The organism is Mycobacterium sp., assembly GCF_035623875.1.
Lineage (GTDB): Bacteria > Actinomycetota > Actinomycetes > Mycobacteriales > Mycobacteriaceae > Mycobacterium.
The window spans coordinates 21361-45749 of sequence record NZ_DASPSP010000256.1; the positions used below are offsets into that span (position 1 = coordinate 21361).

A 24389-nucleotide genomic window follows, 5' to 3' on the forward strand; every position below is an offset into this window, starting at 1 on the left:
ACGTACCTCCGACGTCGACTATGTGCTGAACCGGGTTAGGCGCCCCGGCGAGGTCATTACGATCACGAACCCGGTCACCGGTGCCATGCGTGAACTTGGTCTTAGCGGCGCCCGCTCGAACACCAAGTTCATTCCTGAGAACTATCTTTTCAATTCGTCCGACGTGCGACTGGCGGTGCTCCAGGGTCTACTCGATTCTGATGGCGGTCCGGTGACTCAGTCCGGCCGGACCTGCCGCATCCAGTTCACGACGGTCTCGGATCAACTGCGTGACCACATGGTTTTCCTGGTGCAGTCGCTCGGCGGCATCGTCTACCAGCGCACTCGGCCGGCCGCTGGACGCAAGCCGGGACTGGCGAATGGTCGAGACGTACACCATCGCTCTGACGCACACATCCTCGATATCCGCCTCCCCGAGGGAGTCGTCCCGTTCCGCCTGGCTCGCAAGGCCGCTAAGTACGACGCCAGTGGCGGCGGTCGTCCGATGCGGTTTGTCGAGCGTATTGAGCCTGCCGGCACGGAGGAGGCAGTGTGCATCAGGGTCGCGGCGGCGGACTCGCTCTATGTCACAGAGGATTTTCTGCTTACCCACAACACCCTGAATGACGCGTTCATCATCCTCGACGAGGCGCAGAACACCACCGCCGAGCAGATGAAGATGTTCCTCACCCGACTGGGGTTCGGCTCCAAAGTCGTTGTCACCGGCGATGTTACGCAGATCGACCTGCCGGGCGGCAACCGGTCGGGGTTGCGGGCCGCAGTCGACATCCTCGAGGGCATCGACGACATCCACATCGCGGAGTTGACCAGCGTCGACGTGGTCCGGCATCGGCTGGTCTCGGAAATCGTGGATGCCTACGCACGGTACGAGGAACCCGGTCTGACGATGAACCGGGCAGCGCGGCGGGCGTCGAACGCACGCAGCCGTCGGTGACAGCGCCGTGAGTATCGAGGTCGCCAACGAATCGGGAATCGACGTCTCCGAATCCGAATTGATCAGCGTCGCAAGGTTCGTCATAGCCCGGATGGACGTCAACCCGGCCGCCGAGTTGTCGATGGTGCTGTTGGACACCGCGGCGATGGCTGATCTGCACATGCGCTGGATGGATTTACCCGGACCGACCGACGTGATGAGCTTTCCGATGGACGAGCTCGAGCCGGGCGGCCGCCCCGACGCTCCGGAGCCGGGACCGGCGATGCTCGGCGACATTGTGCTGTGCCCCGAATTCGCCGCCGAACAGGCCGCGGCCGCCGGCCATTCGCTGGGCCACGAGTTGGCGCTCTTGACAATCCACGGGGTACTGCACCTTCTCGGCTACGACCACGCCGAGCCGGACGAGGAAAAAGAGATGTTCACCCTGCAGCGCCGCCTGCTCGAAGAGTGGGTCGCTGACCAAGTCACGGCCTACCACCACGAACGCCAGAGCGCGAGAGACCAGCAGCTGCTGGATAAATCAAGGTATTTCGACAATTGAATGGGGCCGGTCCGCTGCTCGGCGCGATCGTGTTGATCTGTCTGGGCGGTTTGTTCGCAGCGGTCGATGCCGCTATCAGCACGGTGTCAGTGGCACGAGTCCACGAACTGGTACGTGACGAGCGGCCGGGCGCGGTGCGGCTGGCCAAGGTGATGGCCGACCGGCCCCGCTACATCAACTTAGTGGTGCTGCTCCGCATCATCTGTGAGATCACCGCAACCGCGCTGCTGGTGGTGCATCTCCGCCACAACCTGGGCCACGGATGGGGGCTGCTCGCCGCTGCCGCGACCATGGTGGTCGTCAGCTTCGTCGTCATCGGCGTCGGTCCGCGCACCCTCGGCCGTCAGAACGCCTACACGATAGCGTTGGTGGCAGCGTTACCGTTGCAAGCGATTTCGGTCCTGTTGGCCCCGATCAGCAGACTGCTGGTGGTACTGGGGAACATGCTGACGCCGGGCCGGGGTTTCCGCAATGGGCCGTTCGCATCCGAGATCGAGTTGCGCGAAGTCGTCGACATGGCGCAGCAGCGCGGCGTAGTCGCCGCCGACGAGCGTCGGATGATTCAGTCGGTATTCGAACTTGGTGATACACCGGCCCGCGAGGTGATGGTGCCGCGCACCGAGATGATTTGGATCGAAAGCGACGAATCGGCCGACGAAGCGATATCGGTGGCGGTGCGCAGTGGGCATTCCCGCATTCCGGTGATCGGTGAGAACGTCGACGATGTCGTCGGCGTGGTGTACTTGAAAGACATTGTGCAGCAGACGTATTACTCGAATCCTGACGGCCGGGACAGCACCGTTGCGCAGGTCATGCGCCCAGCGGTGTTCGTGCCGGACTCCAAGCCTCTCGACGCGCTGTTGCGCGAGATGCAGCGGAGCCGCAACCACATGGCGCTGCTGGTCGACGAGTACGGCGCGATCGCCGGGCTGGTGACGATCGAGGACGTGTTGGAAGAGATCGTCGGTGAGATTGCCGACGAGTACGACGCCGCCGAGGTTGCGCCGGTAGAAGAACTGGGCGACAACAGGTTCCGGGTATCGGCACGACTGCCGATCGAAGACGTCGGCGAACTGTACGGCGTGGAATTCGACGAGCACCTCGACGTCGACACGGTCGGTGGCCTGTTGGCGCTGGAACTGGGCCGCGTCCCGCTGCCCGGCGCCGAGGTGGTATCACATGGGCTGCGGTTGCATGCCGAAGGGGGTCCGGACCATCGGGGGCGGGTGCGGATCGGCACCGTACTGCTCAGCCGCGCCGACCCCGACGGTCAGGAGGTAAACCATGACGGCTGAGGTGTCCGACGATGCCGGCAAGGCTGCCGTTCGCGAAATATCGGCGACGATGACCGTCATGATCGCCGACGGCGCAGGCAACGTCCTGCAGTGACCGAATTCCATTCCGGTTTCGTCTGTCTCGTCGGGCGACCCAACACTGGGAAGTCAACCCTGACCAATGCGCTGGTCGGCTCAAAAGTGGCGATCACCTCGAGCCGACCGCAGACCACCCGGCACACGATTCGCGGCATCGTGCACCGGGAGCACTTCCAGATCATCCTGGTCGACACTCCGGGACTGCACCGGCCGCGGACCCTGCTGGGTAAGCGGCTCAACGACTTGGTCCGCGACACCTATGCGGAAGTCGACGCGATCGGTTTGTGCATACCCGCCGACGAGGCGATCGGCCCGGGGGACCGGTGGATCGTCGAGCAGATCCGATCCGTTGCGCCCACAACGACACTGGTTGCCGTCGTCACCAAGATCGACAAGGTGGCCAAGGACAAGTTGGCCGCGCAGCTGGCCGCGGTCGGCGAACTGGTCGGGATCTCCGACGGCCGTCAAGCCGAGATCGTCCCCGTCTCGGCGGTCACCGGTGAGCAGATCGACGTGCTGATCGACGTGCTGGCCGCGGCGTTGCCGCCCGGGCCGGCGTACTACCCCGACGGTGAGCTGACCGATGAGCCGGAGGAGATTCTGATGGCCGAATTCATCAGGGAAGCCGCCCTGGAGGGCGTGCGCGAGGAGTTGCCGCATTCGCTGGCGGTGGTTATCGACGAAGTCAATCAGCGCGAGGGGCGTGACGACCTGATCGACGTGCACGCTGTTCTCTACGTGGAGCGCGACAGCCAGAAAGGCATCGTGATCGGCAAGGGTGGCGCCCGACTGCGCGAGGTGGGTACCGCTGCGCGCGGCCAAATCGAGAAGCTGCTGGGCACCAAGGTCTACCTCGACCTACGCGTCAAAGTCGCCAAGAATTGGCAGCGCGACCCTAAACAACTTGGCCGGCTTGGCTTTTGAGCTATGACTAGCGGGGTTCGGCTCTCACCGCAGCTGTGGTCCGCTGGAGATCGGTGGCGTGTCGGTGCCGGGGGTCCACCACACCTCCGGCTGCTTAGCCGCCCAGCCGCCGAGTGCCTCCAATTCGGCGGCCAAGGAGACCAGCAGCGGCTCGCTGTTGGCCGGCCCCATCAGCTGCACGCCGATTGGCAAGCCTTCGGAGGTGAAGCCGGCCGGGACGTTGATCGACGGCCACCCCAAGACATTCCACGGCCAGGTCACCGGGCAGGCGGCGATCATCGCGCGGTCGGTGGCCAGGCCGCCCAACCTGTCGAACGCGTGCGCCAGCGGGGGCGGTTGCGCGGTCGTCGGCGCCACCACGACGTCCACGATGCGGAAAATCGAGCCCACCCGGCGCTGATCGGCGGCTTCGTGCGCCCGGGCGGCACGCAGTATCGACTCCGAAAGCAGCCGCCCCATACGCATATTCGACATCGTGCGTGGGTCCAGCTCCACGCCGTCACCCAACCGCTCGGCCCAGTCGAGTAGTCCGGAAGTGGAGCGTGACAGAAAGTTCCACGACAGTCGCAGCCCGTAATCGGGACTGCCTGAAACCACGCTGTGGCCGAGCAGCCGAAGTTGATCGCCCACGGACTCCAGCGCCGAGCTGATCTCCGGATGTAAGTGGGCCGGAAACCCGGTGAACGGAAACCCGGTTGACAGCGCGATCCGCAACGGCCCGGGAGCGATGCCCACGTGGTCGGCGACTGCTACGGGTCGCGGCTTGTGCAGATCGCCCTCGACGTTGCCGGACGCCGCGTCGAGCACCAGCGCCGCGTCGGCCACGGTACGGGCCAGCACGCCGTTGACTGTGATGCCGTTGAACGCCTCCGGCAACGGCCACGTCGAGATGCGGCCGCGTTGCGGTTTGATTCCCACCAAATGGGTCCACGCCGCCGGGATGCGAACACTGCCCGCCCCGTCGGAGCCGATCGCGGCGGTGACCAGGCCGGCGGCCACCGCGACCGCGCTGCCGCCCGACGACCCTCCCGGGGTGTGTTTGCGCGACCACGGATTGCGGGTGTGGCCGAATCCGGGTCCGCTGGTGAACGGCCATTGGCCCAATTCGCAAGTGTTGGTCTTGCCGACGATCACCGCCCCGGCCGCCTTGAGCCGGCGCACCACCTCGGCGTCCTGGGTGGCGGGCCGAACGTACCCGGACGTGCCGTAGGCGGTTGGTACTCCGGCGACGTCGACGTCGTCTTTGATCGCGATCGGGACACCCAGCAGCGGCGCCAGGTCCCCGGCGGCGCGCCGCCGGTCGGCCGCGGCAGCGTCGGCCAGCGCCGTCTCGGTGAGCACCGCGCGGAAGGCGTTCAGTGTCGATCGGCTCAGGTCGATGGCGTGCAGCGAGCGGCGGACCAGCTCGTCGGAAGTCACCTCACCGCTGGCGAGCTGGTAGAGCTGGTCGGTCAAGGTGGGGAAGCGGCGATAGGCAGAGTTACTCATCGGTATCGACATTATCGGCGCGTGCGCGAGGTGCCGTCGCAGTGCGGTGACAAACTGATATCTATGCGGCTTTACCGAGACCGTGCGGTGGTGCTACGCCAGCACAAGCTCGGCGAAGCCGACCGGATCGTCACCATGCTCACCCGTGACCATGGACTGGTCCGCGCGGTGGCCAAGGGCGTGCGCCGCACCCGCAGCAAGTTCGGCGCGCGACTGGAGCCGTTCGCGCATATCGACGTGCAGTTGCACCCGGGCCGCAACCTGGACATCGTCACGCAGGTCGTCTCGCTTGACGCGTTCGCCACCGACATCGTCAGCGACTACGGCCGCTACACCTGCGCGTGCGCGATGCTGGAAACCGCCGAGCGCCTCGCCGGTGAGGAGCGGGCACCGGCCCCGGAATTACACCGACTCACGGTTGGTGCGCTGCGGGCGGTGGCCGACGGTCGCCGACCCCGCGAGCTGGTGCTGGACGCTTATCTACTGCGCGCCATGAGCATCGCCGGGTGGGCCCCGGTGCTGACCGAATGCGCCCGCTGCGCTGCACCGGGCCCGCACCGGGCATTTCACATCGCGGCAGGCGGCAGCGTCTGCGGATACTGCCGCCCCGCCGGTGCGACGACACCGCCGCTGGGTGTGCTGGATCTGATGTCGGCGCTGCGCGAAGGCGATTGGGAGGCCGCGGAGTCCGCACCGCAATCGGCCCGCAGCCATGTCAGCGGATTGGTGGCCGCCCACCTGCAATGGCATTTGGAGCGGCAGCTGCGAACGTTGCCGCTGATCGAGCGGACGGGCCGGATTGACCACGTCCATCAGAGCCTCGCCGACCGTCGCATAGCTCTGGTCAGGCAGGATGTGGCCCATGGGGACGAGCCGGATGAGTCGCTCAGAGTGGAAGGCTGAGCGCACGAGGAAGACCACCCACTTTCCACAGCTGCCGCCCGCCCCCGACGACTACCCGACCTTTCCCGACAAGTCCACCTGGCCGGTGGTCTTTCCCGCGCTCCCGCCGTCACCCGGCGGCGGCCCGCGCCGGCCCCCACAACACGTTTCCAAGGTGGCCGCCCCGCGGATCCCCGCGGCACAGCTGCCCAACCACGTTGCGATCGTGATGGACGGCAACGGCCGCTGGGCCACTCAGCGCGGACTGGCCCGCGTCGAAGGCCACAAGATGGGCGAGGCCGTCGTCATCGATATCGTTTGCGGCGCAATCGAAGTCGGCATCAAATGGCTCAGCCTTTACGCCTTCTCCACGGAGAACTGGAAGCGGTCAGCCGACGAAGTCCGTTTCCTGATGGGGTTCAATCGCGACGTGGTGCAACGGCGGCGGATAAACCTGAACGAGATGGGAGTGAAGATACGCTGGGTGGGCTCGCGGCCACGCCTGTGGCGCAGTGTCATCAACGAGCTGGCGATCGCAGAGGAGATGACGATGCACAATGACGTCATCACAGTGAACTACTGCGTGAACTATGGTGGCCGTACCGAAATAGCCGAAGCCGCAAGGGATATCGCGCGCGAAGCCGCGGCGGGCAGGCTGAATCCGGAGCGGGTCACCGAGGCGACCGTTGCGCGCCACCTGCACCGCCCCGACATTCCCGATGTGGACTTGTTACTGCGGACGTCGGGTGAGCAGCGGACCAGCAATTTCATGCTGTGGCAAGCGGCCTACGCCGAATACATCTTCCAGGACAAACTCTGGCCCGACTACGACCGCCGCGATCTGTGGGCAGCCTGCGAAGAGTACGCATCACGAAATCGACGATTCGGGACGGCCTAGATGCCTTCGTTGCAGGAGCGATTGGTAACGGTGCTTTCCGAGGTGCTGCCCGTCGAGGAGGAATCCGACGGAGCGCTGACCGTGCGGCACGACGGCACTATCGCGTCGTTGCGGGTCGTGACCATCACCGAGGATCTCGACCTAGTGTCACTGACGCAGATCTTGGCGTGGGATCTGCTGCTGACCAAGAAGATTCGTGACAGCGTTGCCGCGCAGGCGCACAATACTCTGCTGGGATCGGTGGTGCTGGTGGAGAAGGTCGGCGAACCGACCGCCAAACGCAACTCAACCAAAACGGCAGACGTGGTGCTGCGCTACAACTTTCCGGGCGGCGGCCTGACCGACGGCGCGCTGCGCACGCTGATCCTGATGGTGCTCGACAAGGGCGCCGAGATCCGCCAGGCGCTGACAGGCTAAGCCTAGCTGCGGCAGTCCGCACAGATGCCGGAGATCTCGATGGTGTGGCTGACATCGGAGAAGCCATGTCTGGCCGCCACCTCGGCTGCCCACGCCTCGACTTCGTGGTCGCCTACCTCGACGGTCGACCCGCAGTTGCGGCACACCAGGTGGTGGTGATGGTGTTCCGAGCAGCGCCGGTAGACCGATTCACCGGTGTCGGTGCGCAGCGTGTCGAGCATGCCCGCGGCGTACATCGACTGCAGTGTCCGGTAGACGGTGGTCAGGCCGATGTTCTCGCCGCGGCGCCGCAATTCGTCGTGCAGTTCTTGGGCCGACCGGAAGTCGTCTAGCGTGTCCAGCAGCGACGCGATCGCCGCCCGTTGTCGGGTCGACCGCTCGCCGGCGCGAGCGGTCACGGTTTGTCCTCGCCGGCGTGCGCGACGGCGTCGATCACGATATGCGCCAAGTGGTGATCGGCCAGCCGGTAGAGCACTTCGCGGCCCGACCGCTCCCCGGTGACCACGCCCGCGGCCTTGAGGATCTTGAGGTGCTGGCTGACCAGTGGCTGCGGCACGCCCAGCGCGTCGACCAGTTCGTGGACGCAGCGCTGGGACTCGCGTAATTGCAGCACGACGGCGATCCGCACCGGCGCGGCCAGCGCGCGCAGCAGCTCACCGGCGGCCTCTAGAATTTCCCGCGGCGGCGGCGCCGGCAGCTCGGTGAAGCCAGAAACCCCGTGCTCATGGCGTTCACTCAAACCGGAGCCGATGTCACCGTGGCTCTCCGTTGATGCTGCGGGGGACATGACCGTCACTTTCGGGCGGGCTGCTGGGAATCGCTGGAAAATGCTGCCGACTAGTTCCACTGTCACATGCGTGATCACGCATGTCAAAGAGCTCGGGGGTCGGTCGTTACGATGACGGATGCTCACCGGCTCAGGGCCGGCGCGATCGTCCCTGCATCGAAAGACAGGAGTCAGCACCTCGTGGCGTCAGTCATCGACACCGTCGTCAACCTGGCCAAGCGGCGCGGCCTGGTCTACCCCGCCGGCGAGATCTACGGCGGCACCAAATCGGCGTGGGATTTCGGGCCGCTGGGGGTAGAACTCAAGGAGAACATCAAACGGCAGTGGTGGCGCTCGGTGGTAACCGGCCGCGACGACATCGTCGGACTGGACTCCTCGATCATCCTGCCCCGTGAGGTGTGGATTGCCTCCGGGCATCTGGAGGTCTTCCACGACCCGCTGGTTGAGTCGCTGATCACCCACAAGCGTTATCGTGCCGATCACCTCATCGAGGCCTATGAGCAAAAGCATGGGCATCCGCCGCCCAACGGCCTCGCCGATATCCGCGACCCGGACACCGGCGAGCCGGGCCAGTGGACCGAGCCGCGTGAGTTCAACATGATGCTCAAGACCTATCTCGGCCCGATCGAAACCGAGGAGGGGCTGCACTATCTGCGGCCGGAGACCGCGCAGGGCATCTTCATCAACTTCGCCAATGTGGTGACGACCGCTCGCAAAAAGCCGCCATTCGGTATCGCTCAGGTGGGCAAGAGCTTCCGCAACGAGATAACCCCCGGCAACTTCATCTTCCGCACTCGCGAGTTCGAGCAGATGGAGATGGAGTTCTTCGTCGAGCCGTCGACAGCGCCGGAGTGGCACCAGTATTGGATCGACACCCGGCTGCAGTGGTACGTCGACCTCGGTATCGACCGCGAGAACCTGCGGTTGTGGGAGCACCCGAAGGACAAGCTGTCGCACTATTCCGACCGCACCGTCGACATCGAATACAAGTTCGGCTTCGCCGGCAACCCGTGGGGCGAACTGGAGGGTGTGGCCAATCGGACCGACTTCGACTTATCCACGCACGCAAAGCATTCCGGTGTCGACCTGTCGTTCTACGACCAGGTCACCGACACCCGGTACGTGCCGTACGTGATCGAACCGGCGGCCGGGCTGACCCGCTCATTCATGGCGTTTTTGATCGACGCCTACCACGAAGACGAAGCGCCCAATGCCAAGGGCGGCCTGGACAAGCGGACGGTGTTGCGGCTGGATCCTCGGCTGGCTCCGGTCAAGGCAGCCGTGCTGCCATTGTCCCGGCATGCCGATCTAAGCCCCAAGGCCCGCGATCTGGCCGCCGAGTTGCGGAAATGTTGGAACGTCGAGTTCGACGACGCCGGCGCGATCGGGCGGCGCTACCGGCGCCAGGACGAGATCGGCACCCCATATTGCGTGACGGTGGATTTCGACTCGCTCGAGGACCACGCTGTGACCATCCGGGAGCGTGACGCGATGACGCAGGAGCGGGTGGCCATCGATGCGGTGGCCGATTATCTGGGATCGCGCCTGCGCGCCTGCTAAAAGTTGGGGCAGAAAATGTGCGAAAAAATTTTCGCCAACGTTATCGACTGTTACTCACATGGCCAATATCATCAAGCCACGCGGACGATTATGACGGCCGGCGTTTCAGGACTTGGCGCGGCAGCACACTAGGGCGTGGTGAGCTGTCGCGCCTTTCCCTTGTCGGGTTCCTCAGAACCGCCCGCCGCCGCCCATGAAGCCGCCGTCCGATGAGCCCGTCGACCCGCCGAACGACGTGGGGCCCCAGCCGCCACCCCAACCGCCGCCGAAACCTCCGCCCAACGATCCGCCGAGCATGTCGCCGATGATGATCCCGCCCATCATCGCGCCCATGTTGTCGCCGCCGCCGTAGCGTCCGGTGTAGGCGAGTTGGGCGGATCGCACATCGTCGTTGGCAAGTGACTGAGCCTCAGCGGCCAGTGTCGCTGCGGTATTGGCACGGGTGATCGCGTCGTTGATGTCGATCTCGCGTTTGTCATGGGCGGCTTGCAATTGCCGGCTGGCCTCGGCGAGACGGGTCCGCGCCTCGGGTCCGATGCTGCCCCGGCGAGTGTCGATGTAATCGGAGACGGCGTGGATCCGCGACTGCGCCGTGAAGAGCGCTTGCTCGAAAGTACGGTTGAGGCGCTCGGTGGCTGCCTGCTCTTCGGCGACGGTGGCGAGTAGCCGGTCCAAGTCGGCGTCGACCTTGGTCAGTTGGGTGAACGCGCCGAGCGGATCGGCCGAACCGCTCGCCCGGGCAGCGTTCAGGGCTTTATTCGCCGCATCCCGGGCGGTGGCCAATTCGCGGATGTGCGCGGCTTTGGTTTTCAGCGCGGTCTGCAGTTGCTCGTCGGCGTGCCCGATACCGGTCTGGACGTCGGCGATCAGCGACGGCAGCGTGGCGACTGCGTGGTGAATGTCGTTGGCGGCGTTGTCCACCGCGTCGAGCAACGCACGGGCTTGTCCCAGCGCCGACTCAGCCGCCTGTACGGCATCGACCAGGCCGCTTTGCTCGCCGGTCACCGGCTTAGCGGCCAGATCACGCGCGCGGCTGAGGTTTTGGTCGGCGAATGCCAGCCGGTCTTTTGCCGTCGCGACGTTGGTGGCCACCGAAGTCAACGCATCAGGGTCGAATTCGTTGTACAGCTCCGTCATTCGCTGTTCGGACGGGGTGATGCGCGCCGTCAGCTCGACCATCTGCTGAGTCAGGCCGTCGAGGCGCGATGGCGCGTTGACCACCAGGTCACGCATTTTTTCGAAGGCCCCCCGCTGCGACTCCAGCTCACGATCGGCCCGCGCCGCCGAGACGATCACCTGTGTCAGCAGGTTACGCCGCTGCGCCCGCGTCTCGGGTATCGCGTCGTCCAGTTGTTGACGCACGGTGAACGCTTGTGCCAGAGCAGCTTTGGCGTTGTTGACGGCACGAGTGAACGGTTCGGTCCGCTGTTCTCCGAACTCCTCGATCGTCAGCGCCAGCTCGTTGGCGCTGGTGCGAACCGCGTTGTCGACGTCGACGACTTTCCACCGGGACAGGTCGTCGAGCGCCCCTAGCGAGAGCGCCGCCAACGCATCAGGGTCGGTGGCGTCGACCCGGCGCGCGGCAGCCCGTTCGGCCGCGTACCGCCGACGGCGCCGGTAACCCTCGGCGACAAGCAAACCCACCACCACGATCGCGATCACGCCAGCCGCGATCAACAGCGCGCTCCGGCTCGTCGACGCATGCCCCCGGTCGAGCCCGTTGGCCGCCGCGACCGCAGCACCGCTCCAGTCGCCGCGGCGAAGCGCAGGTTCGATCTGGTTTCGCCGCAGATCGTCGACCTGACTTGAGTTGATCGTCTGCACCCTGTTGGGCACCAGGAATGCGTAGGAATGATCGACGGTGGCGACGGCAAGCAGCGCGTCGAAGTCGCCCAGGTCGCTGGCGGACCGTGTGTTCTCCGCCCAGCTCACGGCCGGCTGCCCGGAGAAGTTGTCGACGAAAACCACCCACATCTGGATATGGCGGTCGGAGTAGAGCTTGCCGGTGGCCGACTGGATCGCGGCGCGACCCGAGCCGTTCAACACCCCGGCGTCGTCGGTGACGTAGGTGGACAGCCGGGAGGGCGGCTGCGCGGCGGCAGACGGCGCCATTAGTAATGCAGGGATCAGCAACGCCATGAACATGGCGAGCGAGCGGACTGTGCTCATGCTCGACAATCTAATCCGCACTGGGGCGCCAGCGGGAGGGACTGGCAGACTGTGCGTCGATGAGTCAGCAAGACCCCTACGAAGATTTCGACCGCGAGCGGGTGGTTTCCGAAGCGCCGAAGACCGCCGGCCTGCCGGGCACCGAGGGCCAGCACCGCACCGACTTCGCCCGGGATCGCGCCAGGGTGCTGCACAGCGCCGCATTGCGCCGCCTTGCTGACAAGACACAGGTCGTCGGGCCGAGGGAAAGCGACACCCCGCGTACGCGACTGACCCATTCACTGGAGGTGGCCCAGATCGGGCGGGGGATGGCGATCGGGCTGGGCTGCGATCCCGACCTTGTCGACATGGCCGGTTTGGCCCACGACATCGGGCACCCGCCGTACGGGCATAACGGCGAGCAGGCGCTCGATGAGTTCGCGGCGGCATTCGGCGGCTTCGAGGGTAATGCACAGAACTTCCGGATCCTCACCAGCTTGGAGCCCAAAGTCCTTGATCGGCAAGGACATAGCGTTGGACTGAACCTGACCCGGGCGGGGTTGGATGCCGTCACCAAATATCCCTGGACGCGGGGTCGGGATCGACGCAAGTTCGGCTTTTACGACTTCGACCGCGAGGCCGCCGCCTGGGTGCGCGAACATGCGCCGGCAGATCGGGCCTGTCTGGAAGCCCAGGTGATGGACTGGGCCGACGACGTCGCCTATTCGGTGCATGACGTGGAGGACGGTGTCGTGGCCGGCCGGATCGACTTGCGGGTGCTTGCCGACGACGACGAAGCCGCCGCGCTGGCCAAGCTGGGGGAACGCGACGTCGCCCGGGTGCGCGCCGACGACCTGGTCGCGGCCGCGCACCGGCTGTCCGGGCTACCGGTGGTCGCCGCGGTCGGCAAATACGATGCCACGCTGGCGGCCTCGGTCGCGCTCAAACAGTTGACCAGCGAACTGGTCGGCCGGTTCGCCTCAGCGGCGATCGCGGCCGCCCGCGCGGCGGCCGGCCCCGGGCGGCTCGCCCGCTACCAAACCGACTTGCAGGTCCCCAAAGTGGTGCGCGCCGAGGTCGCGGTACTCAAGACACTGGCGCTGCAGTTCATCATGTCCGATCCACGTCATCAGGAGCGTCAACGCTCGCAGCGGGAACGTATCCATCGAGTGGCGCAGTGGCTGCTGGCCGGGGCGCCCCGAACACTCGACCCGGTGTTCGTGCCGGCCTTCAACTCCGCTGCCGACGACGGTGAGCGGCTGCGGGTCGTCGTCGACCAGGTCGCCTCGTTCACCGAGGGACGCCTGGAACGCATCGACGCAACCCAGGCAAGAGTCCTTTGACCATGGTCGGCGCGCCCCGACCGCATTAGGCTGCGGTTCATGTCCAAGCACACCAAGGTTGTTGTCGCCACGTTGTCCGCACTCGTCACGCTCAGCGCCTGCAGCGCCCATCAACAGTCGAGTACCTCGCCCTCCGCAACGAGCGGCGCTCCAGCCGGTGCCCAAACACTCAGCGCTGAACTGCACACCGCTGACGGTCGGTCGGTGGCCACTGCCGCCTTCGAATTCGCCAACGGCTATGCCACTGTCACGGTGAAGACGACCGCGAACGGCATCCTGGCGCCCGGACTGCACGGCATGCACGTCCACGAGATCGGCAAATGCGAGCCAAACTCGGTTGACCCGATGGGCGGTCCACCCGGCGACTTCATGTCGGCCGGCATGCACTACCAGGCACCGGGGCACACCGCGGAACCCCCCAGCGGTGACCTCTCGACGCTCGAGGTGCGCAAGGACGGCGCCGCATACCTGGTGACCACCACCGACGCGTTCACCAGGGACGATCTGTTGGCGGGCAACAAGACAGCCCTGATGGTGCACGGCGGGGAATATGGTCCTGATGCCGAGAAGCGCATCGCGTGCGGCGTGATCGGCACCGGTTAGCCACCGACAGTTAATCTTCGCGTCCCGGGCGCCAGCGCGCGCTCTACACTGAGCCGATGGCCGGCCGTATCCCCGATCGCGATATCGCCGCCATCCGCGAACGAGTCCGCATCGACGAGGTCGTCGGCGACTACGTCCAGCTGCGTCGCGCCGGCGCGGACTCGCTAAAGGGCTTGTGCCCGTTCCACGACGAGAAGACGCCGTCGTTTCATGTCCGTCCCAATCACGGTCATTTCCATTGCTTCGGCTGCGGTGAGGGCGGTGACGTCTACGCCTTCGTTCAGAAGATCGAACACGTCAGCTTCGTCGAGGCCGTCGAGGTGCTGGCCGACCGGATCGGGTACACGATCAGCTACACCGGCGCAGCCACCAGTGTCCAGCGTGACCGGGGCAGTCGCAGCCGGCTCATCGCCGCCAACGCCGCGGCGTTGGAGTTTTACGCGGCGGCGCTGGAATCGCCGGAGGCGCAGCCGGCTCGCCAATACCTGACCGAGCGGAATTTCGATGCCGACGCTGCCCGGCACTTCGGCTGCGGATTCGCGCCATCGGGCTGGGATTCGCTGACGAAACATCTGCTGCGCAAGGGTTTTGAGTTCAAGGAGCTGGAGGCCGCAGGCCTGTCGCGGGAAGGTCGTCGGGGCCCGATCGACCGGTTTCACCGCAGGTTGTTGTGGCCGATCCGAACGTCGGCCGGCGAGGTGATCGGGTTCGGGGCGCGCCGGCTGTTCGACGACGACCCGATGGAGGCCAAGTACGTCAACACGCCGGAGACGTTGCTGTACAAGAAGTCGTCGGCGTTGTTCGGTATCGACCTGGCCAAGCGCGACATCGCCAAGGGGCATCAGGCCGTCGTCGTCGAGGGCTACACCGACGTGATGGCGATGCACCTGGCCGGGGTGACGACGGCGGTCGCATCCTGCGGCACCGCGTTCGGTGACGAGCACCTGGCGATGCTGCGCCGATTGATGATGGACGACAACTTCTTTCGCGGAGAGCTGATCTACGTGTTCGACGGCGACGAGGCAGGCCGGGCCGCGGCGCTCAAAGCGTTCGGCGGCGAGCAGCATCTGGCGGGCCAGTCCTTCGTCGCGGTCGCCTCGGACGGCATGGACCCCTGCGATCTGCGGCTGGCGTCCGGCGACGGCGCATTGCGGGATCTGGTGGCGCGGCGAACTCCGTTGTTCGAGTTCGCGATTCGCGCGGCGCTGAGCGAGGTGGACTTGGACAGCGCCGAGGGCCGGGTGGCCGCGCTGCGCCGCTGCGTACCGATGGTCGCCCAGATCAAAGATCCCACGTTGCGCGACGAGTACGCGCGCCAACTGGCGGGCTGGGTCGGCTGGTCGGATGTGGCGCAGGTCGTCGGCCGAGTGCGTGAGGAGGCGAAGAACCCCACCAGCCAGGGCCGTGCCAAGCCGCGTCGTAGCGCCGCAGCCCAAGCCGAAGCCGGCGCGGCCGAGTCAGCTGCTCTTCGTCCCGACCCACAAGAGCCCACGCTGTGGCCGCAGCGCGAGGCGCTCAAGTCGGCGTTGCAGTACCCGGCGCTGGCCGGGCCGGTGTTCGACGCGTTGACCGTCGAAAGTTTCACCCATCCCGGCTACGCCGCGGTGTGCACGGCCATCGAGGCGGCCGGCGGCACCGGGACCGGCATCGGCGGGGCGGAGTGGCTCGATGCGGTGCGCCAAAAGGCCCCGTCGCCGGCGGCTGCCGGGCTGATCAGCGAGCTTGGCGTCGAGAGCATGCGGGTCGACGACGACGACAAGCTGCCGCGCTACATCGCCGGGGTGCTGGCCCGCCTGCAGGAGGTCTGGGTCGGCCGGCAGATCGCGGAGGTCAAGTCGAAACTGCAGCGCATGTCACCGGTGGAGCAGGGTGACGAGTACCACGCCCTGTTCGGCGACCTGGTCGCGCTGGAGGCCTATCGGGGCAGCCTGCTGCAGCAGGTTAGCGGCGACGGCCTCACCGCCTGAGCAGCGTGCAGTCAGGGTGCGCTGCGCGGTTTTTGCGGCTCGACGACGCTGGTTTCGTTGTCGATCTCGGTCAACGTCACCATCCGCGTGTCGGGCGAAACCCGGTTCGCAATCTTGCGCCGCCCCCCTTCGATCACCGACTTAGCGGCAGGACTGCTGGTCAGCGCGCGGTAGGTCCCGACGATCTGCTCGTAGCGGCGCCGGCCGGCCTTTGCGCCCAACACATAGCCCAGTCCCAGCACGACGACATACCGGATCAAAGCGGTCCTCCCGACGTTGGTGCGATGAGTCCATCCTGCCCCATTCTCGCGAGCAGACGCCCTTCGGTCGGCCATCTATTGCTGTTGGGCCTCAGCAAGCCAGTACGCTAGAGTCATCCCTCGATCCGCGCCCACACGCGCGCGGAAAAGGGCAGTCCTCCGTAGCTCAATTGGCAGAGCATTCGGCTGTTAACCGAAGGGTTCCTGGTTCGAGTCCAGGCGGGGGAGCAGGAATTGTTGCAGATGGAAACTGGTAGGCAGCTGGGTATGTGAAGCTGCGGTGATGGTGTCTGGTCGACCGTGCAGGCTCGATGCCTCAGCAACACTCCGGTGGGTAGATCAACATTTGCCGTCAACCGCAGGCGAAGCCCAGCCCCTTCCAACCTATTTCGGGTTGAGCAGTATCGGCGGGGTGCGCAGCAGCGGCGGGGGCCCCCCAGCCTGGTATTGCGGGCAGTAGACGTCAATGGCGGCCATGGCGAACTTCTGAGAGGTTTCGATATTCGCCTGGCTGGGATTAACCCAAGCCCTGGCTTGGATGTCCGCGACCACCTGGTTGAGCGGCTCGCGGTGGCCGAGGTCCTGACAGACCTGGTGGCCGTCGGCGATCAGTGCGTCGGCGTCCGCTTCAGGTTTAACGCCGATTTGGCGCAGCGACGTAAGAAACTGCTGGTCAGGCGTGGGCGGCGGCGGCGGCTCGGTGCTCGGTGACGGTGGTTCGGCGGTGGCGGCAGGTATACCCCGCTGCCCGTACAGGCTCACCCCGAACCAAGCGACAGCACCGCCCGTCCCCAGCACCAGGCCGATGGCGACACACCACAGGAGGGCGCTGCGTGATCGGGACGGCCGGAAGGGCGCGACGTCGGGCCCGTCGTCCTCACACGACCACGCGCTGATGGCCTCGGTCTCGTCCGAGGGCGCTGCGGGTGCCGTCTTCTCGGGCGGGACGCCATCTGCGTCCATGAACTCAGAGTTTAGTTCGATGAATGCTCGCCGTCATTCCCCGGTCGCCGCTCCTTTGGAGCGTGCCAACAAGGGGGTGTAGAGCTCGTACATTTTTTGATGACGACGGCAGCGATGGCAAGCAACCCCATGTGTATTCCTCTCCAAGGCAGTTAGCCGGCGTGCCGATCATCGGCCAGGACCCGGCCGCGGCCAGCGTCGGCGCGACGAATTCGTGGACGTCCCACCAGCTCACCTGTTGCGACGCGATCGCCGCCCCGGTTGAGATGCCGACCAGGTCGGCTACTCTGCAATTGTTCGCCTGGCTGGTGGATATCTGCGGAGTTGCCCCCCGTACGGGCTCAGTGCCGCGTCGAGGTCGCTCAAGCGAATCCGCAGCACCCGCGGGCCAAGCGTCCAGCCTTGTAAACGGCCGTCGCGCAGCATGTTTCGGATGGTGCGGGGGTCAATCTAACTAGCTGCGTTACTCACTGGCCTAGTTGTCGGGGACCAAGACCGGGGATAAGGGGCTGGGTGGTCTTCACGCTCGACTTACTCAGGTAATCAGGGCAGTAAGTGCTCGATGCGAGCGCAGCGAACTTCATGGCGCCGCCGTTGTTCAATCCGGGATTGCGCACGGCCAGCTCATTGACGACGTCCATTTCCGACCGCCCCGAGATCATCATGTTGCAGGCCATTCTGCCGGCCGCGACGGCGTCCGGCCCGCTGCGGTAGGTCATGCCCGCTTTGTTGAGCGAGGCGAGAAAGTTTGCATCAGCAGCAGGATCTTCGGGAACGGGGCCGGGCGTGGGGTCATTCGGGTCGGCCAGCGCCGGCACAGCCACGGCCAGGCCGATGATGGTGGCGACGGTGGCGAGTATGAGGTGCAGTCGCATCGGACCATCATTGTCCAAATCAGCCCCATTGTCCTGTCGAGCCCGATTCATTGGCGTAGTCCGGTATCGAGTCTGGTCGAGTCAAACCCTGGTCACCGTGCCTGGGCCGCGTTTCAATGGTGGGTTGTGACATCGGTTGGGTCGCGATCTGAGCACCCCGCAGAAAGCTCGATTACCTGGGCTGATGGCGCATTGTTAGCCATCGACCAGCGCGCGCTGCCGCACGAGTTGCGGCGGCTGCGGATCACGACCGTCGACGAGCTCATTGACGCGATTAAGACTCTGGCCATTCGGGGTGCGCCCGCGCTCGGGGTAGCAGGCGCTTTCGGTGTGGCGCTAGCGGCGTTCGCGCACGCCGGCGATGCCGAGAAGGTGACGTTGGAGGCGGCGGGGATCGCGTCGGCCCGGCCCACCGCGGTGAACCTCGGATGGGGCGTGCAGCGGGCACTGGCCAAGCTGCCCGAGGGCTCAGAGGCGGTGCTCGCCGAGGCCCAGCAGATGCTGGCCGAGGATGCTCATGTCAACCGGCTCTGCGCCACTCACGCCGCGGACCTGGTGCTGGAGTTGTGTCCCGATCGGCCGCTGCGTATTCTCACCCACTGCAACACCGGTCGACTGGCCACCACCGCATTCGGCACCGCGATCGGCGCGCTGCGGGTGTTGCACGCCCGCGGCAAGGTCGCCGACGTGCTGGTCGACGAGACGCGCCCGCTGCTGCAAGGGGCCCGGCTGACCGCTTGGGAGCTGGCCGAGGCCGGGATCCCGCATCGGCTGACGATCGACTCCGCCGCCGCGTGGGCGATGGCCACCGAACAGGTCGACTGCGTCCTCGTGGGCGCAGACCGCGTCACCGCCGACGGCTCGGTCGCCAACAAGATCGGCACCTACACCCTGGCGCTGGCCGCGCATCGGCACGGCATCCCGTTCATCGTGGTCGCCCCCGAATCGACTCGCGACCTCACTACGGCGACCGGAGACGAGATCGTCGTGGAAGAGCGGGCGGCAGTCGAGATCACCCATGTCGGCGGCGTCGCCACCGCCCCGGAGCGCACCGCTGTCTTCAACCCCGCCTTCGACGTCACTCCGCCGGAGCTCATCACCGCAGTTGTCACTGAGAACGGCGTGGTCGGAAAGACCGCTGACGCGAATACCCTTGTGGGGCAACAGATTGCCAATATCGCCCGCAGCTTGTATGCACGAGGCTGGATGCCGGGCACCGCTGGCAATATTTCGGTACGTAGCGGGGGAGACGCGGTGATCACCGGTAGCGGGCTGTCCAAGGGTGAGCTCGCCGCAGGTGACACAGTGACGGTGACCGTCGCTGACTCCCAGCCGGTTTCGGGCACCCGCCGCCCATCGGCAGAGACCGCCATCCACACTGCCATCTACCGAGCCACCAGCGCCGGAGCCGTGGTCCACGTACATTCACCGCACGCGACCGGTCAGTCCGTCGGCGCGTCGCGGGCGCTTCGGTTCAGTGGCTACGAGCTGATCAAAGGACTGGGCGCAGCAGAAACAATCGACATCCCGGTTCTTGTTAATCACTCCGACGTGTCGCGCATCGGCGCTGACATCGAGCAACACCTGGCTGAGCACCCCGATGCCCCACCGGTATTGTTCATCGCCGGCCACGGGATTACGGCCTGGGGTGCCGACCTCGCCCAGGCCCGTGACCGCGCGGAGTGCCTGGAGGCGATGTGCGAGTTGGCGACGCTGACCGGCCGCCGCGAGATCTGACGACGCCATCGTCGTAGCCGGGAGGAACCGAGATGACATTGCTGCAGGTGATGGCCGAAACCGATGCGACCGAGGTGCGGCTGCGCACCGACGATGCGGCCGTAATCGGCGCTGAACTCACCACCCGGGATATCGATTTCGACCGTTGGCCGATCAAGCAAGGTCTCGACATACGCAGGCCGCCCGCCCAGCTCCTGGCCGAATACGCTGACCGCGTCGACGCACTGAATAGTGATGGCCGCTACAAGTACATCGACGTCGCCGCGCTGCAGCCCGACGACCGCGACCCCGGCTGGCATGACAAGGCCAGCGCCGCTCGCTCGAAGTTTCTCGCAGAGCACCGCCACGCAGAGGACGAGGTGCGCTTCTTCGTCGCCGGCCGCGGTTGCTTCTATCTGCATCTGGAGCCGGAAGTGCTGGCGGTGGTGTGCGAAGGCGGCGACCTACTTTCGGTGCCGGCAGGCACCCGGCACTGGTTCGACATGGGCGCTCGTCCCGACTTCGTAGCGATCCGGTTCTTCCAGGAGGAGGACGGCTGGATCGGTGACTTCACCGGCGACGTCATCGGTGAACGCTTCCCAACGCTCGATCAGCTCGTCGCGGCATGATCGCGGCGATCGTCATCGACATCGAGGGCACCACCAGCCCGACCAGTTCGGTGCGAGAGAAACTCTACGACTACACCCGGCAGCACCTTGGGCAGTGGCTGGCTGACAACCACGGCGGTGCCGCGGACTCGGTGATCGCCGAAACGCAGGTATTGGCCGGGCAACCCGGCGCCGGCCCGGCAGAAGTGACGCAAATCCTCTGCGATTGGCTGAATTCCGACGTCAAAGCCGGGCCACTAAAAACCGCGCAAGGCCTGATCTGCGCGGAGGGATTCCGCAGTGGCGAACTGCACGGGGAATTCTTCGATGAGGTGCCGGCAGCCCTGGCTGCCTGGCACGACATGGGTATCACGCTGCACGTATTCTCGTCGGGTTCGGTTCGCAATCAACAGGATTGGTTCGCGACCGCTCGCGGCGCAGAGCTGGCTTCGTTGATCAGCGGCTGGTTCGACCTCAACACCGCAGGGGCCAAGGGTGAAAGCTCGTCCTACGAAACGATCGCCAAGACGATCGGACTGGCCCCCGATTGGATCCTCTTCCTGTCCGACCATCCTGACGAACTCGACGCAGCCCTCGCCGCGGGTTGGTCGGTGATTGGTGTCGACCGCCCCGGGGAGCCGAATTCCCCGCGGCCCCCGCATCGTTGGATCCACTCATTCGATGAAATCGACCTGCGGGAACACTGACTCGCCGTGGCGCAACTGTCAGACTCAGCGTGATTTCAAAGCCGACGACGAACGCTACTTCCGCAAAACCACCCCAGTTCTGCGCAATTGCGGCGGTAGTCGCCGAGGAGACATCGCCGCCAACGCAGCGGGGCTCCGAAGGATGCGCAACAGTTATAAGGAGTGATTGTCGGACGGCCTGGGACGGACGAGATGATCTTCACACAGTATTACCTGGACTGCTTGTCGCAAGCGTCTTATCTGATCGGCGATGAGACCACCGGCCGTGCGGTCGTGGTCGACCCGCGTCGCGACATTGACGACTACTTGACTGACGCGGCTGAACACCAATTGCGTATCGAAAGGGTCATCGAAACCCATATCCACGCCGACTTTTTGAGCGGTCATTTGGAGTTGGCGGCCGCCACCGGTGCGCTGATCTGCTACGGCGAAGACGCCGACGTCGAGTTCGAGATCGAGCCGTTGCGGGACGGCCAGCGGATCTCGCTCGGCCAAGTCACGTTAGAGGTTCTCGCAACACCAGGGCACACTCCCGAGTCGATCTGCATCGTGGTCTACGAGCACGCCGACGATGAGGTGCCCTACGGCGTGCTTACCGGCGACACGCTGTTTGTCGGCGATGTGGGGCGCCCAGATCTTCTTGCGGACACCGGCCTGTCGGCGGAGACGTTGGCCCGGGCGCTGTACGGGTCGCTGCACGACAAACTGCTGAAGCTGCCTGATGCTACGCGGGTGTTTCCCGCCCATGGGGCCGGGTCGGCATGCGGCAAGCAGTTGTCGAGCGAAACCAGTTCAACGATCGGTGACCAGCGCCGGACCAACTACGCGCTACAGATCGTCGGCGCCGAGCGTTTCGTTGCCGCGGTTACCGCGGACCAGCCCCCGCGACCGCGCTACTTCGCGTTCGACTCGCTCCGCAATCGTGAGCAGCATCCGCTGCTGGATGAAAGCGCACCGCCGCTGCTGGACATTGAAGACGTCTGCCGGCGCAACTGGGCGGGGGCCATTCTGCTGGACAGTCGCGACGAGGCCGAGTTTGCGCGCGGTCACCTGCGTGGTGCGGTCAATATTGGCCTGCAGGGACGTTTCGCCGAATCCGTCGGAATCGTGTTGCCGCCCGATCGTGACATCGTGCTGGTCGGCGATCCTGCGCTTGCGCAGGAATCCAAGACCCGCCTCGCCCGGGTCGGCTTTGACCGGGTAGTTGGCCAATTGCGTGATTTGGCAAGTGTTTTCAGGCAACAGCCGGATCTCTTCGACACTGCTTTGCGCTTCACGGCTGGGCAGCTTGCCGAATTGATCAGCTTGGAGCCCGGGTTGCAGCTGGTGGACGTGCGAAACCCGGGGGAGACGGCAGACGGCATCATTCCCGGAGCGCGTGAAATTCCGTTGCCGGCCCTTACCGATTCGATCGAAAGCCTCGATCACACGGCGCCGGTAGTCGCCTACTGCGCCAGCGGATACCGTTCGCTGGTCGCCGCGAGTCTTCTTCGGGCTTCGGGGTTCCATGAGGTAGCCGACCTGATGGGCGGTTACGGCGCCTGGCAAGAGGCCGGCGCCGCCTAACTGGGCGGGCTCAGATGGAGAAGTCCTCGCCGTGCCACACCCCGGCTTCCGGCGGCCGGATGACGCGGCCGGCCTGTGGGGTGCCGTTGCTCTCGGCCTCCAGCTTGGCGACTCGGGTGAGCAACGACTGCAGGCTGACGCCGACGAGGTCCGGCATCGCCGAGTCGTCCCCGGTGCCTCGACCAGGGCGGCTGACGATCTGCCCGGGGACCCCGACAACCACGGAGCTGGACGGCACTTCCTTGACCACCACGGCGTTGGCGCCGATCCGGCTGTCGTCACCGATCTTGATCGCGCCGAGAACCTTTGCTCCGGCGCCGATGGTCACGCGATCACCGATCGTCGGATGCCGTTTGCCGGTGTCCCTGCCGCTACCGCCGAGGGTGACGCCGTGGTAGATCATCACGTCCTCGCCGACCTCCGCCGTTTCCCCGATCACCACACCCGTCGCGTGGTCGATGAACAGGCCGGGGCCGAGGGTCGCGCCCGGGTGGATGTCGACCCCGGTCAGGATGCGAGTGAGTTCCGCAAGCGTCCGCGCGGCCACCCGGGCGCCGCGGTTCCATAACCAATGACTGATCCGATGGCCCCAGATTGCGTGCACGCCCGGGTAGGCAAAGATCACCTCCAGTGTGGTGGGGGTGGCCGGATCTCGTTGCCTGGCCGCCGCTATGTCACGCCGTATCGCCGCGAGCATGGTTAGTCGGCCACGTCGTCAAAGAGCGGTGTGCTCAGATATCGCTCGCCGAAGTCCGGCAGGACGACGACGATGAGCTTTCCGGCGTTCTCGGGGCGGCGAGCAACCTGCAGAGCGGCCACCGCGGCCGCGCCTGAGGAGATGCCGACCAGCAGTCCTTCTTCGCGGGCCAGCCGCCGGGACAGGTTGACCGCATCGTCGTTTCCGACGGTGATGATCTCGTCGACCAAGTCGAGGTCCAGTACCGGCGGGACGAATCCGGCGCCGATGCCCTGAATCGGGTGCGGACCCTTTTGGCCGCCGGACAACACCGGCGACGCGGCCGGCTCGACTGCGACGAACTGCACCGAAGGCTTGCGTTCCTTGATCACCTGGGCAACACCGGTGATTGTGCCGCCGGTGCCGACACCCGAGACGAAGATGTCGATCTTGCCGTCGGTGTCGCGCCACACCTCCTCGGCGGTGGTTTTACGGTGAATCGCCGGGTTGGCCGGATTCTCGAATTGCTGAGGCACGAAATACCGCTGGTCGGTCTTCGCCAGTTCCTCAGCCTTGGCGATAGCGCCCGGCATGCCCTCCGCACCGGGGGTCAGGATCAGTTCGGCACCGAAGGCGCGCAGCAGCTTTCGCCGCTCAATGCTCATCGTCTCGGGCATGGTCAGCACGATCCGATAGCCACGCGCTGCGGCCACCATCGCCAGCGCGATGCCGGTGTTCCCACTAGTCGGCTCCAGGATGATGGTGTCCGGCTTGAGCAGACCGGCTTCCTCGGCCGCGTCTATCAGCGCAACCCCGAGGCGGTCCTTCACGCTGGCCGCTGGGTTGAAGGACTCCAGCTTGGCGACAACGTCTGCGCCGGCGCCGTCGGTAACCCGGTTCAGCCGGACCAGGGGCGTGCTTCCGATCAGTTGCGTGATGTTCTCAGCGATGCTCACAGTCGCAATCCCAGCTGATGTCGAAGTGGATTGCAACGTCAGCGGGTATCGCCAGCGCGACCGGAGTGAATCGCTGTGGCGCCCCCTCTAACGCCACACCGGTCAGCACCCGATCGGCGGTGTTGTGCGCTGTTGTTGCGGTCACGGTGGTTGTGGATGCGCCCGGTGCCGGTCGGACGTAGAAGTCTCTGCCCGGG

Annotated in this window: 23 protein-coding genes, 1 tRNA gene and 4 pseudogenes; 17 read left to right on the forward strand and 11 right to left on the reverse strand. The window is 65.6% G+C overall.

Features of this window, described 5'->3' with window-relative positions; translation table 11 throughout:
• Positions 1-85 precede the first annotated feature (85 nt).
• From VEI45_RS26510 to era, 5 genes and pseudogenes are all read left to right on the forward strand, one after another.
• Positions 86-331: pseudogene (locus tag VEI45_RS26510) on the forward strand (LAGLIDADG family homing endonuclease); the annotation flags it as partial.
• 264 nt (positions 332-595) lie between these two features.
• Positions 596-934 (forward strand): annotated as a pseudogene (locus VEI45_RS20950) (PhoH family protein); the annotation flags it as partial.
• Between the two features lie 7 nt (positions 935-941).
• On the forward strand, positions 942-1475 hold the full coding sequence (gene ybeY, locus VEI45_RS20955) for an rRNA maturation RNase YbeY (protein ID WP_324856451.1): 534 nt from the start codon (positions 942-944) through the stop codon (positions 1473-1475).
• On the forward strand, positions 1472-2770 hold the full coding sequence (locus tag VEI45_RS20960) for a hemolysin family protein (protein ID WP_324856452.1): 1299 nt from the start codon (positions 1472-1474) through the stop codon (positions 2768-2770). The genes ybeY and VEI45_RS20960 overlap by 4 nt, the downstream gene beginning before the upstream one ends.
• 90 nt (positions 2771-2860) lie before the next feature.
• On the forward strand, positions 2861-3772 hold the full coding sequence (era, locus tag VEI45_RS20965) for a GTPase Era (RefSeq protein WP_324856453.1): 912 nt from the start codon (positions 2861-2863) through the stop codon (positions 3770-3772).
• Between the two features lie 24 nt (positions 3773-3796).
• On the opposite strand, the gene VEI45_RS20970 is transcribed toward era, so the two are convergent.
• On the reverse strand, positions 3797-5260 hold the full coding sequence (locus tag VEI45_RS20970; RefSeq protein WP_324856454.1) for an amidase: 1464 nt from the start codon (positions 5258-5260) through the stop codon (positions 3797-3799).
• 63 nt (positions 5261-5323) lie between these two features.
• Here VEI45_RS20970 and recO point away from each other — a divergent pair, with 63 nt between their 5' ends.
• From recO to VEI45_RS20985, 3 genes are read left to right on the forward strand one after another with little or no spacing between them, the layout of a single operon-like run.
• On the forward strand, positions 5324-6163 hold the full coding sequence (recO, locus tag VEI45_RS20975) for a DNA repair protein RecO (protein WP_324856455.1): 840 nt from the start codon (positions 5324-5326) through the stop codon (positions 6161-6163).
• Complete coding sequence (locus VEI45_RS20980; protein WP_324856456.1) at positions 6138-7040, forward strand: decaprenyl diphosphate synthase; 903 nt, start codon at positions 6138-6140, stop codon at positions 7038-7040. The genes recO and VEI45_RS20980 overlap by 26 nt, the downstream gene beginning before the upstream one ends.
• The gene (locus tag VEI45_RS20985; RefSeq protein WP_324856457.1) at positions 7041-7457 is read left to right on the forward strand and encodes a hypothetical protein; all 417 of its coding nucleotides are present in this window, start codon (positions 7041-7043) and stop codon (positions 7455-7457) included. It begins immediately after the preceding gene.
• A 2-nt stretch (positions 7458-7459) separates the two neighbouring features.
• Here the strand turns inward: VEI45_RS20985 and VEI45_RS20990 are convergent, their stop codons facing one another.
• Both VEI45_RS20990 and VEI45_RS20995 read right to left on the reverse strand, forming a co-directional pair.
• The gene (locus VEI45_RS20990) at positions 7460-7855 is read right to left on the reverse strand and encodes a Fur family transcriptional regulator (RefSeq protein ID WP_324856458.1); all 396 of its coding nucleotides are present in this window, start codon (positions 7853-7855) and stop codon (positions 7460-7462) included.
• Positions 7852-8244 carry a metalloregulator ArsR/SmtB family transcription factor gene (locus VEI45_RS20995; protein ID WP_324856459.1) on the reverse strand — a complete coding sequence of 131 codons (393 nt, stop codon included), beginning with the start codon at positions 8242-8244 and terminating at the stop codon, positions 7852-7854. Before VEI45_RS20995 ends, VEI45_RS20990 begins: the two co-directional genes overlap by 4 nt.
• Positions 8245-8388: 144 nt before the next feature.
• On the opposite strand from VEI45_RS20995, the gene VEI45_RS21000 reads away from it, so the two are divergent.
• Positions 8389-9804, forward strand: coding sequence for a glycine--tRNA ligase (locus VEI45_RS21000; protein WP_414687548.1), 1416 nt, complete (start codon positions 8389-8391; stop codon positions 9802-9804).
• Positions 9805-9975: 171 nt separating this feature from the next.
• Here the strand turns inward: VEI45_RS21000 and VEI45_RS21005 are convergent, their stop codons facing one another.
• Complete coding sequence (locus tag VEI45_RS21005) at positions 9976-11973, reverse strand: TPM domain-containing protein (protein ID WP_324856461.1); 1998 nt, start codon at positions 11971-11973, stop codon at positions 9976-9978.
• Between the two features lie 59 nt (positions 11974-12032).
• Here VEI45_RS21005 and VEI45_RS21010 point away from each other — a divergent pair, with 59 nt between their 5' ends.
• The 3 genes from VEI45_RS21010 to dnaG are packed head-to-tail and all read left to right on the forward strand — an operon-like array spanning position 12033 to position 15865.
• Complete coding sequence (locus VEI45_RS21010) at positions 12033-13295, forward strand: deoxyguanosinetriphosphate triphosphohydrolase (protein WP_324856462.1); 1263 nt, start codon at positions 12033-12035, stop codon at positions 13293-13295.
• A 39-nt stretch (positions 13296-13334) separates the two neighbouring features.
• Positions 13335-13898 carry a superoxide dismutase family protein gene (locus VEI45_RS21015; protein ID WP_324856463.1) on the forward strand — a complete coding sequence of 188 codons (564 nt, stop codon included), beginning with the start codon at positions 13335-13337 and terminating at the stop codon, positions 13896-13898.
• 56 nt (positions 13899-13954) lie between these two features.
• Complete coding sequence (gene dnaG / locus VEI45_RS21020) at positions 13955-15865, forward strand: DNA primase (RefSeq protein ID WP_324856464.1); 1911 nt, start codon at positions 13955-13957, stop codon at positions 15863-15865.
• 11 nt (positions 15866-15876) lie between these two features.
• On the opposite strand, the gene VEI45_RS21025 is transcribed toward dnaG, so the two are convergent.
• On the reverse strand, positions 15877-16125 hold the full coding sequence (locus VEI45_RS21025; RefSeq protein WP_324856473.1) for a hypothetical protein: 249 nt from the start codon (positions 16123-16125) through the stop codon (positions 15877-15879).
• Between the two features lie 155 nt (positions 16126-16280).
• Between VEI45_RS21025 and VEI45_RS21030 the strand changes: the two genes are divergently transcribed.
• Positions 16281-16353 (forward strand) — tRNA-Asn (locus VEI45_RS21030).
• Positions 16354-16509: 156 nt separating this feature from the next.
• On the opposite strand, the gene VEI45_RS21035 is transcribed toward VEI45_RS21030, so the two are convergent.
• The 3 genes and pseudogenes from VEI45_RS21035 to VEI45_RS21045 all read right to left on the reverse strand — a co-directional run bounded on the left by VEI45_RS21035 (position 16510) and on the right by VEI45_RS21045 (position 17963).
• Positions 16510-17088 carry a DUF732 domain-containing protein gene (locus VEI45_RS21035; protein ID WP_324856465.1) on the reverse strand — a complete coding sequence of 193 codons (579 nt, stop codon included), beginning with the start codon at positions 17086-17088 and terminating at the stop codon, positions 16510-16512.
• Between the two features lie 154 nt (positions 17089-17242).
• Positions 17243-17335 (reverse strand): annotated as a pseudogene (locus VEI45_RS21040) (DUF2742 domain-containing protein); the annotation flags it as partial.
• 220 nt (positions 17336-17555) lie between these two features.
• Positions 17556-17963 (reverse strand): DUF732 domain-containing protein, encoded by a 408-nt coding sequence (locus VEI45_RS21045; RefSeq protein WP_324856466.1) that lies wholly within the window; start codon positions 17961-17963, stop codon positions 17556-17558.
• Positions 17964-18089: 126 nt separating this feature from the next.
• On the opposite strand from VEI45_RS21045, the gene mtnA reads away from it, so the two are divergent.
• The 4 genes from mtnA to VEI45_RS21065 all read left to right on the forward strand — a co-directional run bounded on the left by mtnA (position 18090) and on the right by VEI45_RS21065 (position 22560).
• Positions 18090-19700: an S-methyl-5-thioribose-1-phosphate isomerase gene (gene mtnA / locus VEI45_RS21050; protein WP_324856467.1), complete on the forward strand. Its 1611-nt coding sequence runs from the start codon at positions 18090-18092 to the stop codon at positions 19698-19700.
• A 32-nt stretch (positions 19701-19732) separates the two neighbouring features.
• On the forward strand, positions 19733-20308 hold the full coding sequence (locus tag VEI45_RS21055; RefSeq protein WP_324856468.1) for a cupin: 576 nt from the start codon (positions 19733-19735) through the stop codon (positions 20306-20308).
• Positions 20305-20994, forward strand: a complete 690-nt coding sequence (mtnC, locus tag VEI45_RS21060; protein WP_324856469.1) for an acireductone synthase — start codon at positions 20305-20307, stop codon at positions 20992-20994. Before VEI45_RS21055 ends, mtnC begins: the two co-directional genes overlap by 4 nt.
• A gap of 192 nt (positions 20995-21186) precedes the next feature.
• Positions 21187-22560, forward strand: a complete 1374-nt coding sequence (locus tag VEI45_RS21065) for an MBL fold metallo-hydrolase (protein WP_324856470.1) — start codon at positions 21187-21189, stop codon at positions 22558-22560.
• 10 nt (positions 22561-22570) lie between these two features.
• Here the strand turns inward: VEI45_RS21065 and cysE are convergent, their stop codons facing one another.
• From cysE to VEI45_RS21080, 3 genes and pseudogenes are all read right to left on the reverse strand, one after another.
• Positions 22571-23257 carry a serine O-acetyltransferase gene (cysE, locus tag VEI45_RS21070; protein ID WP_324856471.1) on the reverse strand — a complete coding sequence of 229 codons (687 nt, stop codon included), beginning with the start codon at positions 23255-23257 and terminating at the stop codon, positions 22571-22573.
• Positions 23258-23259: 2 nt separating this feature from the next.
• Entirely contained in the window at positions 23260-24192 is a 933-nt protein-coding gene (gene cysK, locus VEI45_RS21075) for a cysteine synthase A (RefSeq protein WP_324856472.1), read from the reverse strand.
• A pseudogene (locus tag VEI45_RS21080) lies at positions 24179-24389 on the reverse strand (TQXA domain-containing protein); the annotation flags it as partial. The gene cysK and the pseudogene VEI45_RS21080, both read right to left, overlap by 14 nt.

Bases quoted from the DNA above. Each gene is read 5' to 3' on its own strand.
- VEI45_RS21010 (WP_324856462.1), top strand. From the start codon at position 12,033: ATGAGTCAGCAAGACCCCTACGAAGATTTCGACCGCGAGCGGGTGGTT.
- VEI45_RS21065 (WP_324856470.1), top strand. From the start codon at position 21,187: ATGATCTTCACACAGTATTACCTGGACTGCTTGTCGCAAGCGTCTTAT.
- VEI45_RS21015 (WP_324856463.1), top strand. From the start codon at position 13,335: ATGTCCAAGCACACCAAGGTTGTTGTCGCCACGTTGTCCGCACTCGTC.
- dnaG (WP_324856464.1), top strand. From the start codon at position 13,955: ATGGCCGGCCGTATCCCCGATCGCGATATCGCCGCCATCCGCGAACGA.
- recO (WP_324856455.1), top strand. From the start codon at position 5,324: ATGCGGCTTTACCGAGACCGTGCGGTGGTGCTACGCCAGCACAAGCTC.
- VEI45_RS20980 (WP_324856456.1), top strand. From the start codon at position 6,138: ATGAGTCGCTCAGAGTGGAAGGCTGAGCGCACGAGGAAGACCACCCAC.
- VEI45_RS20970 (WP_324856454.1), bottom strand. From the start codon at position 5,260: ATGAGTAACTCTGCCTATCGCCGCTTCCCCACCTTGACCGACCAGCTC.
- VEI45_RS21045 (WP_324856466.1), bottom strand. From the start codon at position 17,963: ATGCGACTGCACCTCATACTCGCCACCGTCGCCACCATCATCGGCCTG.
- VEI45_RS21035 (WP_324856465.1), bottom strand. From the start codon at position 17,088: ATGGACGCAGATGGCGTCCCGCCCGAGAAGACGGCACCCGCAGCGCCC.
- VEI45_RS21055 (WP_324856468.1), top strand. From the start codon at position 19,733: ATGACATTGCTGCAGGTGATGGCCGAAACCGATGCGACCGAGGTGCGG.
- VEI45_RS20995 (WP_324856459.1), bottom strand. From the start codon at position 8,244: ATGTCCCCCGCAGCATCAACGGAGAGCCACGGTGACATCGGCTCCGGT.
- cysE (WP_324856471.1), bottom strand. From the start codon at position 23,257: ATGCTCGCGGCGATACGGCGTGACATAGCGGCGGCCAGGCAACGAGAT.
- VEI45_RS20985 (WP_324856457.1), top strand. From the start codon at position 7,041: ATGCCTTCGTTGCAGGAGCGATTGGTAACGGTGCTTTCCGAGGTGCTG.
- mtnC (WP_324856469.1), top strand. From the start codon at position 20,305: ATGATCGCGGCGATCGTCATCGACATCGAGGGCACCACCAGCCCGACC.
- VEI45_RS21005 (WP_324856461.1), bottom strand. From the start codon at position 11,973: ATGAGCACAGTCCGCTCGCTCGCCATGTTCATGGCGTTGCTGATCCCT.